The sequence below is a fragment of the Dinoroseobacter sp. S375 genome (genome assembly GCF_049800775.1).
In the GTDB taxonomy this organism is placed as follows: domain Bacteria; phylum Pseudomonadota; class Alphaproteobacteria; order Rhodobacterales; family Rhodobacteraceae; genus Dinoroseobacter.
In genome coordinates, this window is record NZ_JBNAFR010000001.1 from 951,035 (window position 1) to 965,608 (window position 14,574).

Below are 14,574 nucleotides of genomic sequence, written 5' to 3' on the forward strand. Positions count from 1 at the left end.
CATATCCAGCAGGACCCAGACCAGCAGATGGAACACCACGTAAACAAAGGCGAGTATCCCGATCGGACGGCGCCACTTGATCAGGTTGAGCCCCGCATAGCGCCGCAATGGCGTGATCAGCAGCCCCGCGATCAGCAGCTGGAGCGCGATCAGCCCCAGCTCATGCTCAATCACCTTGACCGGATCCACGCCCAGCGCCCCGGTGATCCCCTGCCACAGGAGCCACGCCGCAGGCAGCGGACCGAGCACATAGAAAACCCAGTTCGGCAGCTTGCGCGCCATGTGGTTCAGCCGGTCGATCATTAGAACGACTGCGTCAGATCCATACCCGTATAGAGATCCGCCACCTGATCCGCATAGCCGTTCAGCATCAGCGTCGGGCGGCGGCGGGCCAAGAGACCCCCGCCAATCCGACGCTCGGTTGCCTGCGACCAGCGGGGGTGATCCACCTGCGGGTTCACATTGGCATAAAAGCCGTACTCCCGCGGCTGGAGCATGTTCCAGGTGGTCGGCGGCTCTTCGGCGGTGAAGGAGATGCGCACAATCGACTTGATCGACTTGAACCCGTATTTCCACGGAACGACCAACCGGATCGGCGCGCCGTTCTGCTTGGGCATGGGCTCGCCATAGATCCCCGTCCCCATCAGGGTCAGCGGATGCATCGCCTCATCCATGCGCAGCCCCTCGCGATAGGGCCAGTCGATATTGCTGCGTCCGGCCTGCCCGCGCATCTCTTCGGGGCGCACCAGCGTCTCGAAGGCCACGTATTTCGCCCCGGGCTGCGGACCGAACTTGGCGAGGATCTTGCTCAGCTCGATCCCGTTCCACGGAATGACCATCGACCAGGCCTCGACACAGCGGAAGCGATAGATCCGCTCCTCGATCTCGGCCTCATCCACCAGATCCGCGATGTCATAGGTGCCGGGCCGGTCCACCAGACCGTCCACCTTGATCGACCAGGGGTCCGTGGTCAGCGCCGAGGCATAGCGCGCCGGATCCCCCTTATCGGTGCCGAACTCGTAGAAATTGTTGTAGCTGGTGATCTCTTCAAAGGTGTTTGGCTCTTCTCCGCCCGCGAAATCCCGCGCCGAGACCTGGCTTCCGGCCATGATCCCGGCCGCGGCCGCGCTGGCGAGAAAGCTGCGCCGGTTCAGGAACACGTCCTTGGGGGTGATGTCGGAATATCTGAGGTCTGGGCGAAAGCGCGTCATGGAGGTCTCCGGTTCTATTCGCTTGAGATAGGCGAACTGCGGCCGAGGTCCAAAACACGGGCGCTCACGTTGTAGCGGGTTCCTGAAACACGGGGTGCAACTGGTCAAACGGGACCGACGTGCCGTTGGGCTGCACGAGGCGCACATGATGACGGCGCATCTGGCGCGGCTCCTGCACCCCCACGGAATGAGAGATCGTCTCGACCTCCTTCACCAGACCGGTCGCGTAATTCGCCACGCGCTTATACTTCTCCTCGACCACGAGCCCTTTCTGAAACCGGGGATCATGGGTGGTGATGCCCGTGGGGCAGGTGTTCTTGTTGCATTTGAGCGCCTGGATACAGCCCAGACTGAACATGAAGCCCCGCGCCGAGGTCACGAAATCCGCCCCCGCCGCCAGGGCCCAGGCCACATCGCCCGGATTGACCAGCTTGCCTGAGGCGATCAGACGGATCCGCTCGCGCAGCCCGTATTCACTGCGCAGGTCATCGACCATGGGCAGCGCCTCGCGCACGGTCATCCCCACCAGATCGATCAAAGGCATGGGCGCGGCCCCGGTGCCGCCCTCGCCCCCGTCCAGCGTGATGAAATCCGGGGCACTCTCGGGGCCGCGTTGGTTGATGGCCTCAAAAAGCTCGCGAAAGGGGCGTTCTGCCCCGGCCACCATCTTGATGCCCACGGGCTTGCCGGTGACCTCGCGCACATGATGCACGAAATCCAGCAGGTCCTCCCAATCGTCGATCTCCACATGGCGGTTGGGCGAATAGCTCGTCTGCCCCACTGCAAGACCGCGCACCTCGGCGATCTCGGCGGTCACCTTCTCGCCGGGCAGGATCCCGCCCTTGCCGGGCTTGGCCCCCTGGCTGAGCTTGATCTCGAACATGCGCACGGTCTCATGGGCGGCCATCTTCGCCAGTTTCTCGTCGTCCAGCGCCCCCTCGGGCGTGCGCACCCCGTATTTCGCCGTCCCGATCTGATAGACGATATCCGCGCCCCCGGTCAGGTGATGCGCGCTCAAGCCCCCCTCGCCCGTGTTCAGCCAGCATCCCGCCGCCTTGGCCCCCTTGGACAGGGCCAGCACCGCCGGTTTCGAGATCGCGCCATAACTCATGCCCGAGATGTTGAAGATCGAGCGGGCCACGAAAGGCTGTCGCGCCGTGGGACCGATCAGCATGGGCCCGGCGGCGCTCGCCTGCTCGTCCAGGGGCGGAAAGGCCGCGTTCACGAAGATCGGTGTGCCCACCACGCTCAGATTGCGGGTCGACCCAAAGGCCACCGTGTTGCCCTTGCCCGAGGAGGCCCGGCTCACCCATTCCCGCTGGGCGCGGTTGAAGGGCAGCTCCTCCCGGTCCATGGCAAAGAAGTATTGGCGAAAGAATTCGCCCAGGGTCGAGAAGATATGCCGGAACCGTCCGATCACCGGGTAATTCCGCCGGATCGCGTCGGCGGTCTGCATCCGGTCGATGACAAAGAGCACGACAAGCCCTGCCGCGATCGCCCCCAGAACCAGAATGAACCCGTTCGACAGGACCCGGGCGACCCAGTCCGCGCTCTCCATCATATCCATCGCTCACCTCCGCAATATCTTGCCAAGGCTAGGCATCCCCCCGCCGCAAAACCAGCCCGGAGGCGATGAATTCCGAAACACTTTGCCGTCATTTGTCACGACGCTTCACAAAAATGTGTCTCGCATTCAGCTTTTCAGAGGGCTTAGGCCCAGCGCCGCTGTCGTCAACTCCGTCGGCGGAAAGCCCCGCTCGAAAACACACCTAGCTGCCCGTCATCGAACAAGAGATCCGCCATGGGGGCGGATGTTTGACAGGGAGATACACTCATGATCCGCAGAACTTTTCTCGCCGCTTCCACCGCAGTGATGATGGCCGGTGCGGCCTTCGCGATGAGCGACGACGACAAGGCAAAGGATATCGTTGACGTAGCCGTGGAAGCCGGCAGCTTCGGCACGCTGGTCGCGGCCGTTCAGGCCGCCGGTCTGGTCGAGACCCTCAAGAGCGAAGGTCCCTTCACGGTCTTCGCACCCACCGACGAGGCCTTCGCCGCCCTGCCCGCAGGCACGGTCGAAGACCTGCTCAAGCCCGAGAACAAGGACCAGCTGACCGCGATCCTGACCTATCACGTGATCCCGGCCAAGGTGATGTCCGGCGATCTGTCCAACGGTATGGAAGCGGCCACCGTGCAAGGCAGCTCGGTCAAGATCATGACCGAAGGCGGCGTCACCGTGGATGGCGCAACCGTCACCGCGGCCGATATCGAAGCCTCCAACGGTGTCATCCACGTGATCGACACGGTCATCCTGCCGACCATGTAAGGTCAACCACCCACTGGTTCGGCCGGGGTTCCGGCCGGACCAGCACCACAGTTTTGAAGAAAAGAGAGACCCCAATGAACCGTCGTTTCGCACTCAAGTCCTTGGCAGCCGCCGGTGCCGTCGCCTTCGTCGCAGCATGTGACCCCATGGCCAGCACCTCCCCCGATATTGTGGATATTGCCGCATCTGACAGCCAGTTCTCCACCCTGGTCGCCGCCGTGGGCGCCGCCGGCCTCGTGGACACCCTCAAGAGCGATGGCCCCTTCACCGTCTTCGCCCCGACCGATGAGGCCTTCGCCAAACTGCCCGCCGGCACCGTGGAATCCCTGCTGGAGCCGGGCAATATCGATCAGCTGACCGCGATCCTGACCTATCACGTGGTGCCCGGTGCGGTGACCTCCGGCGATCTGGCCGGCGCCATGCTCGACGTCGCCACCGTGCAGGGCGGCACCGTCAAGGTCGACGGCACCGACGGCGTGAAGGTCAACGATGCCACCGTCATCGCGGCGGACATCATGGCCTCCAACGGCGTGATCCACGTGATCGACACGGTTCTGCTGCCCTGATCGGGACCCGACCCGCGTTACCAGTGCTCTGATTTCGAGTACCCAAGCCCCCGGCGCCGCCGCGTCGGGGGCTTTTTCGTGCAAGCCCCGCCCCCTCTTGTCTGCGCCCGGAGCTTCCCGCACTCTGAGCCCAAAGCGCCCCGCGCAAATGGGAGATCACATGTCCGAGAAAATCGCCGTCGTCACCGGAGCCGCCCGCGGCATCGGCCTCGCCACCACGCGCCTCTTCACCGATTCCGGCTGGAAGGTCGCGATGATCGACCGCGATGGAGAGGCGCTCGCCGATGCGATCACCAGCCTCGACAATGTCCACGGGATCGATTGCGACGTCTCGGATGCGGACTCGGTCTCGGGAATGATCGCCGAGACCCTGCGCAAGTTCGGGCGGATCGATGCGCTGGTCAACAATGCCGGCGTAGCCGATTTCGGCCCGATCGAGGACACGACCTACGCGCGGTGGCGCACGGTGATGGCCACCAATCTGGACGGCCCCTTCCTCTGCGTGCAGGCCGCGACCCCGGCCCTGCGCGAGACGGGCGGGGCCATCGTCAACATTTCCTCGATCTCGGGCCTGCGCGCCTCGACCCTCCGGGTGGCCTATGGCACCTCCAAGGCGGCGGTGATCCAGCTCACCCTGCAACAGGCGGTCGAGCTCGGCGAATATGGTATCCGGGCCAATTGCGTCTGCCCGGGCCCCGTACGTACCAAGCTTGCCATGGCCGTCCACTCGCAAGAGATCATCGAGGCCTATCACGACGCGATCCCGCTCAACCGCTACGGCTCGGAACAGGAAATCGCCGAGGCGATCGCCTTTCTGTGCTCGGACAAGGCCAGCTATATCACCGGGCAGGTGCTCGCCGCCGATGGCGGGTTCGAGGCCACGGGCATCGGCCTGCCCGCCCTGCGCCGCTAGGGGCGCCGCCTCTCAGCCGCGACCCGCCGTCAGCGCATCATCGTGGCGTGGCCCGAGGCGATCAGGGCCGCGCCGATATCCTCGCCATCCGCCTGACAAGTGCCCGAGGCAAAGCTCTGGATGCCCGCGCCCTGCATCTGGCAGGTCACGAGCTTGCCCTCGACAATCGCGCGCAACATCTCGGCCGCCGCTTCGCCCTGCGGACTGTTCGGCGGGGGCACCGCGATCCCTTCGAGCCGAACCGCCGTTCCGGACATCACGAGGGTTCCGGCATCGGCCACATAGACATCCCCCTTGGGAGCCGCGAGCAACAGAACGAAGGCCACGAGGGGAAACATGCGAAGGCTCCTTTTCTAGGGTTCGGGACAGGATCCGCAGATCCCGTCAAGAAACCGTTAAAAGCCTAATGATTTATACTTTTTGTATCAACTATCATCTTCTGCGTTGCCATAGATTAACGCCTGTGACACATACCTCGCCATGAAGATCGGAACCATCATCGCGCGGGCGCGCCGGGCCACGGGGCTCAAGCAGAAAGAGCTGGCCGATGCGGCCGGCGTGCATGTGCAGACCCTCAAACGCCTCGAGGGCGGGTCCGGGGCGGGCTATGACACGGTTCGCGCCCTGGAAAAGGCGCTGCGCAAACATGGCGCGCGGTGGGAAGAGACCGAGACGGGCGTACGGCTGACCGTGGATCTGGACGGCTAGGCGCCCGCGCGAACGCTAGCCGTTCTGCGCCGCATTGCAGTCGCGCGCAGCCTCGATGGCCTTCATCGTCCCGGTCAGATCGACCACGAATGCGAAATCCGTCTCGGGCAGAACGATCATCTCGTATTGCTGCATGATATCGGTGACGAATTGCGGGTCATCCGAGATGATGTAGCCGCCCTGATACCCGTCCCGCAGGCCCGAGCTGAGCGTGCGCGCCGAGCCCACATAGAGGTTCTCGCCCAGCAGCACCGCGACCGTTTCCTCCCCGGTCTCCAACGGGGTGTCCTGTTTGGTGAACACGCCCAGATAGCCGAAGCCGCGATCCACGGTCAGGCCCATCTGAACGACATTCTCGGCCGCATCGACCTTCTCGATCATGCAGGTCTTCCGGTCCTCATTGACAAAGACCGTCCAGCCTTCGATCGACCCATAGGCGCTGAACGTGGTGCCCGGGGCGGGCAGGACATCGGAATTGGCCTGCGCCATGGGCGCGGTGCAGGCGAGCGCTGCGGCAAGCACGAGGGGTCGGAACATGGCTGGGCCTCCTGATCTGGCGATGTCCTCCCGACACTGACCGGCCCCCGTCACGGACGCAAACAAAAAAGGCCCCCGCATCCGGGGGCCTCTCTCAGGTGCCGTCTGGCGTCAATGGACCACCGCATCCTCCGGCGGTGTGCGCTGGGAACTCGACACGCGGTCCCCGACCAGAAGACCATCGGCCCCGGCACTGATCGGAATACTGTCGCCATCGGACAGATCCCCCGACAGGATCATCTCTGCCAACTGGTCCTGCAGGGCCCGCTGGATCACCCGCTTGAGCGGGCGCGCGCCAAAGACCGGGTCATAGCCCTCATCGGCAAGCCAGGTCCGCGCACTGTCATCCAGTGCCAGCGTCAGCTTGCGCCCATCCAGCCGCTTTTGCAGCAGGGCGAGCTGGATATCGACAATCGCATCCATATCCTCGCGCACGAGCCGGTCGAAGATGATCGTCTCGTCCAGCCGGTTGAGGAACTCGGGCCGGAAATGGGCCCGGACCGCATCCATCACGTCGCGCTTGGCCCCGCTCGTATCGGCTCCGTCGGGCAGCTGGCTCAGCGCCTGCGCCCCAAGGTTCGAGGTCAGCACGATCAGCGTCTGCTTGAAATCGACCGTCCGGCCCTGCCCATCGGTGAGCATCCCGTCATCCAGCACCTGCAACAGCACGTTGAAGACATCCGGATGCGCCTTCTCGACCTCATCGAACAACACGACCTGATAGGGCCGCCGCCGCACCGCCTCGGTCAGCACGCCGCCCTCGTCATAGCCGACATAGCCCGGAGGCGCCCCGATCAGCCGCGCGACCGCGTGTTTCTCCATGAACTCGGACATGTCGATGCGCACCATCGCGCTGTCATCGTCAAAGAGGAACTCCGCCACGGCCTTGGTCAGCTCGGTCTTGCCGACCCCGGTGGGCCCGAGGAAGAGGAACGAGCCCAAAGGCCGGTTCTCGTCGTTCAGCCCCGCCCGCGCCCGGCGCACCGCATTGGCCACCGCACGTACAGCGGATTTCTGACCGATGACCCGACGCCCGATCTCATCCTCCATCCGGAGAAGCTTCTCACGCTCGCCCTCGAGCATCTTGGAGGTCGGGATGCCGGTCCAACGCTCCACCACCGAGGCGATCTGCTCCGGGCGCACGGCCTCCTCGACCATCACGTCGCTCTCGCCATTCTCGGCGGCGGCCAGCTGCTTCTCGAGCCCCGGGATCACGCCATAGGACAGCTCCCCCGCGCGGCCCAGATTGCCCTCGCGCTTGGCGATCTCGAGCTCGGCCCGCGCCTTGTCGAGCTGCTCCTTGAGGTCCCGCGCCGCGCTCAGCTTGTCGCGCTCGGACTGCCACTGGGCGGTCATCTCTGCGCTGCGCTGCTGCAGATCCGACAGATCCTTTTCCAGGCTCGCGAGACGGTCGCGCGAGGCCAGATCATCCTCTAGCCGCAGCGCCTCCGCCTCGATCTGCTTCTGCAGGATCTCGCGATCCAGCGCGTCGAGCTCTTCGGGCTTGCTGTCCACTTCCATGCGCAGCCGCGACGCCGCCTCATCCACGAGGTCGATCGCCTTGTCCGGCAGGAAGCGGTCCGTGATATAGCGATGGCTCAGGGTCGAGGCCGCCACCAGCGCACTATCCGAGATCCGCACCCCGTGATGCAGCTCGTATTTCTCCTTGATGCCCCGCAGGATCGACACCGTGTCCTCGACCGTAGGCTCCTGCACGATCACCGGCTGGAACCGGCGGGCCAGCGCGGCGTCCTTCTCGACATATTTGCGGTACTCATCGAGCGTCGTGGCCCCGACACAGTGCAGCTCCCCGCGCGCCAGCGCCGGTTTCAGCAGGTTCGAAGCATCCATCGCCCCATCCGCCTTGCCCGCGCCCACAAGCGTGTGCATCTCGTCGATAAACAGGATGATCTCCCCCGCCGCCGCCGTCACTTCCGACAGCACGGATTTCAACCGCTCCTCGAACTCGCCGCGATACTTCGCGCCCGCGATCAGGCTGCCCATGTCCAGCGCCATCAGCTTCTTGTTGCGCAAGGATTCAGGCACATCGCCATTCACGATCCGCAGGGCGAGACCCTCGGCAATCGCAGTCTTGCCGACGCCCGGCTCGCCGATCAGCACCGGGTTGTTCTTGGTGCGACGGCTCAGCACCTGCATGGCGCGCCGGATTTCCTCGTCGCGCCCGATGATCGGGTCGATCTTGCTATCGGCCGCCGCCTCGGTCAGGTCGCGCGCGAATTTCTTGAGCGCATCATAGCCCGATTCCGCCGAGGCCGTATCCGCCGTCCGCCCCTTGCGAATGTCATTGATCGCACCGTTCAGCTTCTGGGCGGTCACGCCACCGGCCTCCAGCGCGCTCTTGGCACCGGATTTCGTCACGGCCAGCGCGGTCAGGATGCGCTCCACCGGGACAAAACTGTCGCCGGCCTTGGTCGCGATCTTTTCCGCCTCGTCCAGCACCTTCGAGGTCTGGGCATCCAGATAGGTCTGCGCGCCGTCGCCCGACACCTTGGGCAGCTTATCCAGCGCCGTCTCCAGCGCCTCGCGCACCCGTGCCAGATCCCCGCCTGCGCGTTCGATCAGGTTGGCCGCCAGCCCCTCGTCATCATCCAGAAATGCCTTCAGAAGATGCTCGGGCACCATCCGCTGGTGATTTTCCCGCATCGCGATGGTCTGGGCGGCCTGAAGGAAGCCGCGCGACCGCTCCGTGAACTTTTCCAGGTTCATCGGTTTCTCCTTTTTCCAAGCGCTTGCCCGGTGAGACGCCCGCTTCGCGGCACATCTGTTGCAAGCCTCACATCTCAGATGGGCGTGAAGAAACCGTTGCGCAAGAGCCACAGACCCGAAATCGGGCGCGAAAAAGCGCCCCTTGCAGGGGGGCCGGGGCTCTGGCAGGGGAAGGCAGCAACCATGGAGGCCCCGATGACGCAAACCGCAGATGATCGCCTGATTGTGGCGCTGGATGTTCCCAACGCGCTGGCCGGGCTCGAACTCGCCGGCAAGCTCGGGGATGCGGTGTCCTTCTACAAGATCGGGCTGGGGATGCTGACCGGCGGGGGGCTGGCGCTGGCCAATGAGTTGAAGACCGAGCATGGCAAGCGGATCTTTCTCGACATGAAGCTCTTCGATATCGGGGCGACCGTCGAGGCGGCGGTGCGCGGGCTGGCCCAGTTCGAGATCGATTTCCTAACCGTCCATGGCGATCCCCATGTGGTCGCGGCCGCCAAGCAGGGCGCCGCCGGGTCGGACATGAAGATCCTCGGGGTCACGATCCTGACCTCGCTGGACCGGGCGGATCTGGATGCCTGCCTGATGCCCGAGGGGCCGGTGCAGGATCTGGTGCTCGAACGCGCGGGCCGCGCGCTGGAGGCCGGGGCCGATGGCGTCATCGCCAGCCCGCAGGAGGCCGCGCTGATCCGCGCCCTGCCCGAGGCGGATGGCAAGCTGATCGTGACACCGGGCGTGCGCCCGACCGGCGCCGCGCTTGGGGATCAGAAACGGGTGGCCACGCCCGCCAAGGCAATCGCCGACGGGGCCGACCATATCGTGGTCGGGCGCCCGATCTGGCAGGCCGCGGCCCCGGCCGCCGCCGCGCGCGCCGTGCTGGCCGAACTGCCCACCACCTAGCGGCTGTGGCGCGGGCCCGGCTTAGTCGTCGTTGATATCATGTTCAAAGGTCTTCACCTGCCCCTGACGCAGGCCGAAGATCCGACGCAGCGCCAGCCACGCGATCAGCGAGAGCACCGCAAAGATCAGGCAGAGGATCGGGACGGATTGCGTCCAGCCGAGCTCCGCCGGGGTGACAAGCAGCAGCCCGCCCACGAGCCCCGCGCCGATCGCGATCCCGAGAAAGATATAGCCGGGCGCCAGCATCTCGACAAAGCCAAGGATCAGCGCCGCCGCGAACCAGAACCATGGCGTGACCAGCATCAGCCGCGCCCTTTCAGCATGTGGAAGGCATTGGTGAAGGCGTCCACCGCATCCGCCGGAACGATGACCGTCTGTGTGCCTTGGGAAGACCCCACCGCCGTGAGCGCCTCGACCTGCTTGAGCGCGACCTGGTACTGTGCCGCCTCCAGCCCGTTATCCTGAATGGCCCGGGCCACGGCGCTGGTGGCATAGGCCTCCGCATCGGCGAGCACCCGGCGGGCCTTCGCCTCCTGCTCGGCGGCATAGAGCTCCGCATCGGCGGCCAGCTCCACCGCGCGTTTCTGGCCCTCGGCCTCGGTGACCTGGGCCCGGCGCGCGCGCTCGGCATTGAGCTGCTGCAACATCGCCTCGCGCGTGGCCGCATCCAGATTGACGTCGAGGATCTCGGCCCGGGTCACCTCGATCCCCCAGTCATCCACCGCATCCTCGACCAGCGCCTTGATCTGGCTGATCAGCTGGCTGCGGTTCGACTGCACCTCGTCCAGCTCCATCTTGCCGATCTCGGCCCGCACGATCCCGGCGACGGTGGTGGCAATCGCGCCGTCCACATCGCGGATCCGGTAGACCGTGCGCTCAGGCTCCAGAATGCGGTAGAACACGCTGGTCTCCACCTGCACCAGCACGTTGTCACTGGTGATCGCGTCCTGGCTGGCATTGGGCAATTGCCGCTCGAGGATCGACACCTCATGGGCGACCCGGTCGAGAAACGGTACGATGAAATTGATCCCCGGCCCAAGCACCGCACGCAACCGCCCGAACCGTTCCACCACATGCTTCTCGGATTGCGGCACGATCCGGATCCCGAGGAACACGCAGAGCAGGATGAACGCCGCCAGCAGCAGGATCACGAGATTTTCCTGTACCAGCGTGAAAAGCAGGTCTTCCATGGCAAAGCTCCGTTACCGGCAGGCCCCCTTGGCCTGCCCCGGGCGTGTCCGCCGCGCCCGCAGAGTAACAGTATCCACGGGGCCGTAAACGGCCCGATAACGTCTCGGCGACCTCCAACCAAAATGGCGATTGGGCGCTCGCCAAATTGTCGCAGCGCGCTAGATATGAGCGATCACTCAAGGAGACGAGACATGAGCACATTCACACGCCGCCAAGCCCTTGCCGCAGGCGCCGCCCTGCCCCTGGCCGCCGCCGCCGGCAGCCCGGCACTGGCCGCCGCCGACATGAAGGGCGCCACAGTGCCGACCCATAACCGCATCAAGCTCGGCGGGTTCGAGGTGACGACCCTGCTGGCCGGCACCACCAAGCGCGACGAGATCCAGTCGATCTTCGGCATGAACGTCTCGCCTGAAGAATTCGCGCAGGTCAGCGAAGAGAACTTCATCCCCGCCGACGCCTCGCAGTTCTTCTTCACCCCGACGGTCGTGAACACCGGCAGCGAGCTGGTGCTTTTCGACACCGGCCTGAACCCCGACGGCATCACCAGCGCCCTGGCCGCCGCAGGCTACAGCCCGGATCAGGTGGACACGGTGGTCCTCACCCATATGCATGGCGACCATATCGGCGGGCTGATGTCCGGCGATGACCCGACCTTCGCCAATGCGCGCTACATCACTGGTGCGGCCGAGCACAACCACTGGTCCAACGCGGCCAATGACCGGTTCAACACCAATGTCGCGCCGCTGAACGAGCAGTTCTCCTTCCTCGATGATGGCGGCTCGGTCGCCTCGGGCATCACCGCCATGGCCGCCTTCGGCCACACCCCCGGGCACATGACCTACCGGATCGAGAGCGAGGGCCAGGCCCTGATGCTGATCGCGGATCTGGCGAACCACCCGATCTGGTCGCTGGAGCGTCCGGACTGGGAAGTGCGCTTCGACATGGACAAGGCCGGGGCCGCCGCCTCCCGCCGTGCGGTGCTGGGCCAGATCGCCGATGAGCGGATCCCGATGATCGGGTACCACATGCCCTTCCCCGGGGTCGGCTTCGTGGAAACCCGCGGCGACGGCTTCCGCTACATCCCGCACAGCTACCAGCTGATGCTCTGAACACGCCCCCTCTCGGGACGACAAGCAGGCCTCCGGGCCTGCTTTTGCGTTTCGGGGTCTGGGCGATCTGTGGGCTCTGCTCGCGGTGTGTGTCGCGAACAGAGCCCGCCCGGTCTCGTGAGTGGTGACGCCCAGCGCCGTCCAACAGGGTGTGCGCCCTAAGGTGTGTCAGACGCTCGCCACGATGCATGAGCGACACGCATGCACCGGGCGTTTGGGGCCAGGAGGACCGGGTGTTCCCGCCTGTGAGTGACATTTAGGGATGCGCCGATACCGCTACCATCGCGCGATTACGTGACAAAGCCGCAGGCCACCCCGCATGCATGGGCGCGCCCCGATCCCGGGCCGGCACTCCGGCACATTTCTGCCACCCGACAGAGTTCGTCGCATGACGGCTTGTCTCCGGAACGACAAAGGCGGAAGCCATGTCCGAACCCGATGCGGCCCGACCCGCCGACCCTTGTGGCCTCCCGCCCGGGGGGTCAGCGCCGATTGGACATGACAACACCCAACCACAGTGACCTGCCCCATGCCTTTCCAGACCGCCATCGCCGCTTGCTCCGTCTGCGCTCTTATCGCCTGTCTCGCGGGCGAGGCGCGTGCCGAAACACGCCGCGTCATCGCCGCAGACCCTCTCGCCAAGGAGATGACCGGGCGCGATGTCAGCTTCCTGGCCCGCGATCTCGAAACGCAGGAGGCCTGCCTCCTCGAGAACAGCGATCTCGAGACACGCCATGGCCCCTGGTCAAGTTTCAAGATCCCCAATCTGCTGATCGCGCTGGAAACCGGCGCGGCTGACGGTCTGCACGCCGAGCGGTCCTGGGATCCGCAACGCCGACCGGCGGCGGGATACTGGCCCGAGGACTGGCGCCGGGACCAAACACTCGAAAGCGCCTTCAGACGGTCGGCAGCCTGGTATTTTCAGGATGTCGCCGTCGATGTCGGCGCGCAAACCTACCGGACAGTTCTCGACGCGTGGCGCTATGGCAATGCCGCCGCGCCCGAAGCGTCGGACAGGTTCTGGCTGGACCGAACCCTGCGCATCTCGGTCTCGGAGCAGGTCGCGTTTCTCTCCCGTCTGCTCTCGGGGTCTCTCGATGTGGCGCCAAAAAACGTTGAGGCGCTCGCCACAGCAAGCCTCGACCGTCGCAGCCCCGAGATCAGCCTCCACGGCAAGACCGGATCGGGCCCCCTGGTCCCGGGGGATTTCTCACGCCCCTTCGAAGGTTGGTATGTGGGATGGGTGGCCAGAACCGGGATGCAACCGATCCCCTTCGCCCTCTATGCCCGTGCCGCCACCTATGGCGAGATCAGGGAGTTCCGGCGCGAGTTTGCCCTCCGGATGCTCACGGAGTGCGGTTATCTCCCGGACGGGTTCGACCGCTGACCGACAGCGCGCGCCTCGGGCAGCCGGTCAGATGGATCTCGCTGTTGTCGACAAGCGCCCCGCCGATCTCAATGCGGCTCCGGCCTCTCGCGGACCGCCAGTCGCTCAGCCCGCAAAACTCTGGCGGCGATCAAACGCACAGGTCGAAGAAGTTGCCGAGCTCAGAGCCACCGCTCAGAGTGCTGGCATGAGCAGGTCGGCATAAGTCTTGGGTAAGCTCGGACAGGCCGTCGAACATTCGGACCGCCGAAGTGACTGCTGCTCCGGGCAAGACATACAGCAGGGAACGTCCGGGTGGGTACCAAGGGGCGTGGTCGTCCATCGGTCTATATTGCGAGGGCTCTGGACCAGGACTGACTTGAGTGCATTCACGAGGCTATCGCAGGATGTGCCCACCGAGCGACCGGACGCAGCGCGCAGGGTGGTCCCCCTTAACCGCAGGATGCCGGAAGCAGTGGCTGAAATTGTCGCCGAAGCGGCCAAATTTCGGTCCGGGGGCTAGGGGTCAAGTTCGTCCCTCGCATCAGTAGCGGTGTAGTGAGCCCCGCCCTTCGCTTCCCTCGCCGCCCCGTGCCTGCGATAGAGGGTCATGTCTGACCGCGCCCCTGATCTCACCGCTTTTCTACAGATGGCCCGCGCCACGGTGGCAGAGTTTCCTGCACCCTTCGCGGCGCTGGCGGCCGAGGTCTCCATCGTCATCGAAGAGATGCCTCAGGACTGGATGCTCGAGGATCTCGACATCCCGGATCCGCTCGATCTGACCGGGCTCTATGACGGGGTGCCGCTGACGGAGAAATCGGTCTTCGATCAACCGATGCAGCCGGACACGGTCTGGCTTTTTCGCCAGCCGATCCTTGCGGAATGGCGCGAGCGCGAGGGCGTGCGCCTTCCCGATCTGATCGCCCATGTGACCGTCCACGAGTTCGCCCATCACTTCGGCTGGTCCGATGAGGATATCGCCGCCATCGACCGCTGGTGGGAGTAGTGTTGCGCGGTTTG

The 14,574-nt window shown here is 65.1% G+C and carries 16 protein-coding genes (1 of these 16 running past the window's edge); 8 read left to right on the plus strand and 8 right to left on the minus strand.

Translation table 11 applies throughout. From position 1 onward, the window contains the following. From msrQ to ACP150_RS04560, 3 genes are all read right to left on the minus strand, one after another. Positions 1-303, minus strand: the 5' end (the start) of a protein-coding gene (msrQ, locus tag ACP150_RS04550; protein WP_424965349.1) for a protein-methionine-sulfoxide reductase heme-binding subunit MsrQ. It extends 339 nt beyond the left edge of the window; 303 of the gene's 642 nt are visible here — the first part of the coding sequence; its start codon is at positions 301-303; its stop codon lies off the left edge, out of view. Further along, the gene (msrP, locus tag ACP150_RS04555; protein ID WP_424965350.1) at positions 303-1,211 is read right to left on the minus strand and encodes a protein-methionine-sulfoxide reductase catalytic subunit MsrP; all 909 of its coding nucleotides are present in this window, start codon (positions 1,209-1,211) and stop codon (positions 303-305) included. The genes msrQ and msrP overlap by 1 nt, the downstream gene beginning before the upstream one ends. A gap of 64 nt (positions 1,212-1,275) precedes the next feature. Then, a complete protein-coding gene (locus ACP150_RS04560; RefSeq protein WP_424965351.1) occupies positions 1,276-2,778 on the minus strand; it encodes an FMN-binding glutamate synthase family protein in 1,503 nt (500 codons plus the stop codon). A 267-nt stretch (positions 2,779-3,045) separates the two neighbouring features. Here ACP150_RS04560 and ACP150_RS04565 point away from each other — a divergent pair, with 267 nt between their 5' ends. From ACP150_RS04565 to ACP150_RS04575, 3 genes are all read left to right on the plus strand, one after another. Next, positions 3,046-3,537 (plus strand): fasciclin domain-containing protein, encoded by a 492-nt coding sequence (locus ACP150_RS04565; protein WP_424965352.1) that lies wholly within the window; start codon positions 3,046-3,048, stop codon positions 3,535-3,537. Positions 3,538-3,611: 74 nt separating this feature from the next. Next, the gene (locus ACP150_RS04570) at positions 3,612-4,103 is read left to right on the plus strand and encodes a fasciclin domain-containing protein (protein WP_424965353.1); all 492 of its coding nucleotides are present in this window, start codon (positions 3,612-3,614) and stop codon (positions 4,101-4,103) included. Positions 4,104-4,263: 160 nt separating this feature from the next. Next, on the plus strand, positions 4,264-5,016 hold the full coding sequence (locus ACP150_RS04575) for an SDR family NAD(P)-dependent oxidoreductase (RefSeq protein WP_424965354.1): 753 nt from the start codon (positions 4,264-4,266) through the stop codon (positions 5,014-5,016). Between the two features lie 29 nt (positions 5,017-5,045). Here ACP150_RS04575 and ACP150_RS04580 read toward each other — a convergent pair whose 3' ends face one another. Further along, on the minus strand, positions 5,046-5,354 hold the full coding sequence (locus ACP150_RS04580; RefSeq protein WP_424965355.1) for a thermonuclease family protein: 309 nt from the start codon (positions 5,352-5,354) through the stop codon (positions 5,046-5,048). 142 nt (positions 5,355-5,496) lie between these two features. On the opposite strand from ACP150_RS04580, the gene ACP150_RS04585 reads away from it, so the two are divergent. After that, positions 5,497-5,724 (plus strand): helix-turn-helix domain-containing protein, encoded by a 228-nt coding sequence (locus ACP150_RS04585; RefSeq protein WP_424965356.1) that lies wholly within the window; start codon positions 5,497-5,499, stop codon positions 5,722-5,724. Positions 5,725-5,739: 15 nt separating this feature from the next. Here the strand turns inward: ACP150_RS04585 and ACP150_RS04590 are convergent, their stop codons facing one another. Continuing rightward, the gene (locus ACP150_RS04590; RefSeq protein WP_424965357.1) at positions 5,740-6,261 is read right to left on the minus strand and encodes a hypothetical protein; all 522 of its coding nucleotides are present in this window, start codon (positions 6,259-6,261) and stop codon (positions 5,740-5,742) included. 111 nt (positions 6,262-6,372) lie between these two features. Next, entirely contained in the window at positions 6,373-8,988 is a 2,616-nt protein-coding gene (gene clpB, locus ACP150_RS04595) for an ATP-dependent chaperone ClpB (RefSeq protein WP_424965358.1), read from the minus strand. 195 nt (positions 8,989-9,183) lie between these two features. On the opposite strand from clpB, the gene pyrF reads away from it, so the two are divergent. Then, complete coding sequence (gene pyrF, locus ACP150_RS04600) at positions 9,184-9,888, plus strand: orotidine-5'-phosphate decarboxylase (RefSeq protein ID WP_424965359.1); 705 nt, start codon at positions 9,184-9,186, stop codon at positions 9,886-9,888. 21 nt (positions 9,889-9,909) lie between these two features. Here pyrF and ACP150_RS04605 read toward each other — a convergent pair whose 3' ends face one another. Together ACP150_RS04605 and ACP150_RS04610 are read right to left on the minus strand one after the other, a co-directional pair. Continuing rightward, on the minus strand, positions 9,910-10,191 hold the full coding sequence (locus tag ACP150_RS04605) for an NfeD family protein (RefSeq protein ID WP_424965360.1): 282 nt from the start codon (positions 10,189-10,191) through the stop codon (positions 9,910-9,912). Beyond that, positions 10,191-11,078 carry an SPFH domain-containing protein gene (locus ACP150_RS04610; RefSeq protein ID WP_424965361.1) on the minus strand — a complete coding sequence of 296 codons (888 nt, stop codon included), beginning with the start codon at positions 11,076-11,078 and terminating at the stop codon, positions 10,191-10,193. The genes ACP150_RS04605 and ACP150_RS04610 overlap by 1 nt, the downstream gene beginning before the upstream one ends. Positions 11,079-11,270: 192 nt before the next feature. Between ACP150_RS04610 and ACP150_RS04615 the strand changes: the two genes are divergently transcribed. The 3 genes from ACP150_RS04615 to ACP150_RS04625 all read left to right on the plus strand — a co-directional run bounded on the left by ACP150_RS04615 (position 11,271) and on the right by ACP150_RS04625 (position 14,560). Further along, positions 11,271-12,188 carry an MBL fold metallo-hydrolase gene (locus ACP150_RS04615; RefSeq protein ID WP_424965362.1) on the plus strand — a complete coding sequence of 306 codons (918 nt, stop codon included), beginning with the start codon at positions 11,271-11,273 and terminating at the stop codon, positions 12,186-12,188. A 529-nt stretch (positions 12,189-12,717) separates the two neighbouring features. Beyond that, complete coding sequence (locus tag ACP150_RS04620) at positions 12,718-13,575, plus strand: penicillin-binding transpeptidase domain-containing protein (protein WP_424965363.1); 858 nt, start codon at positions 12,718-12,720, stop codon at positions 13,573-13,575. 628 nt (positions 13,576-14,203) lie between these two features. Further along, positions 14,204-14,560: a metallopeptidase family protein gene (locus ACP150_RS04625; protein WP_424965364.1), complete on the plus strand. Its 357-nt coding sequence runs from the start codon at positions 14,204-14,206 to the stop codon at positions 14,558-14,560. Positions 14,561-14,574: the final 14 nt, after the last annotated feature.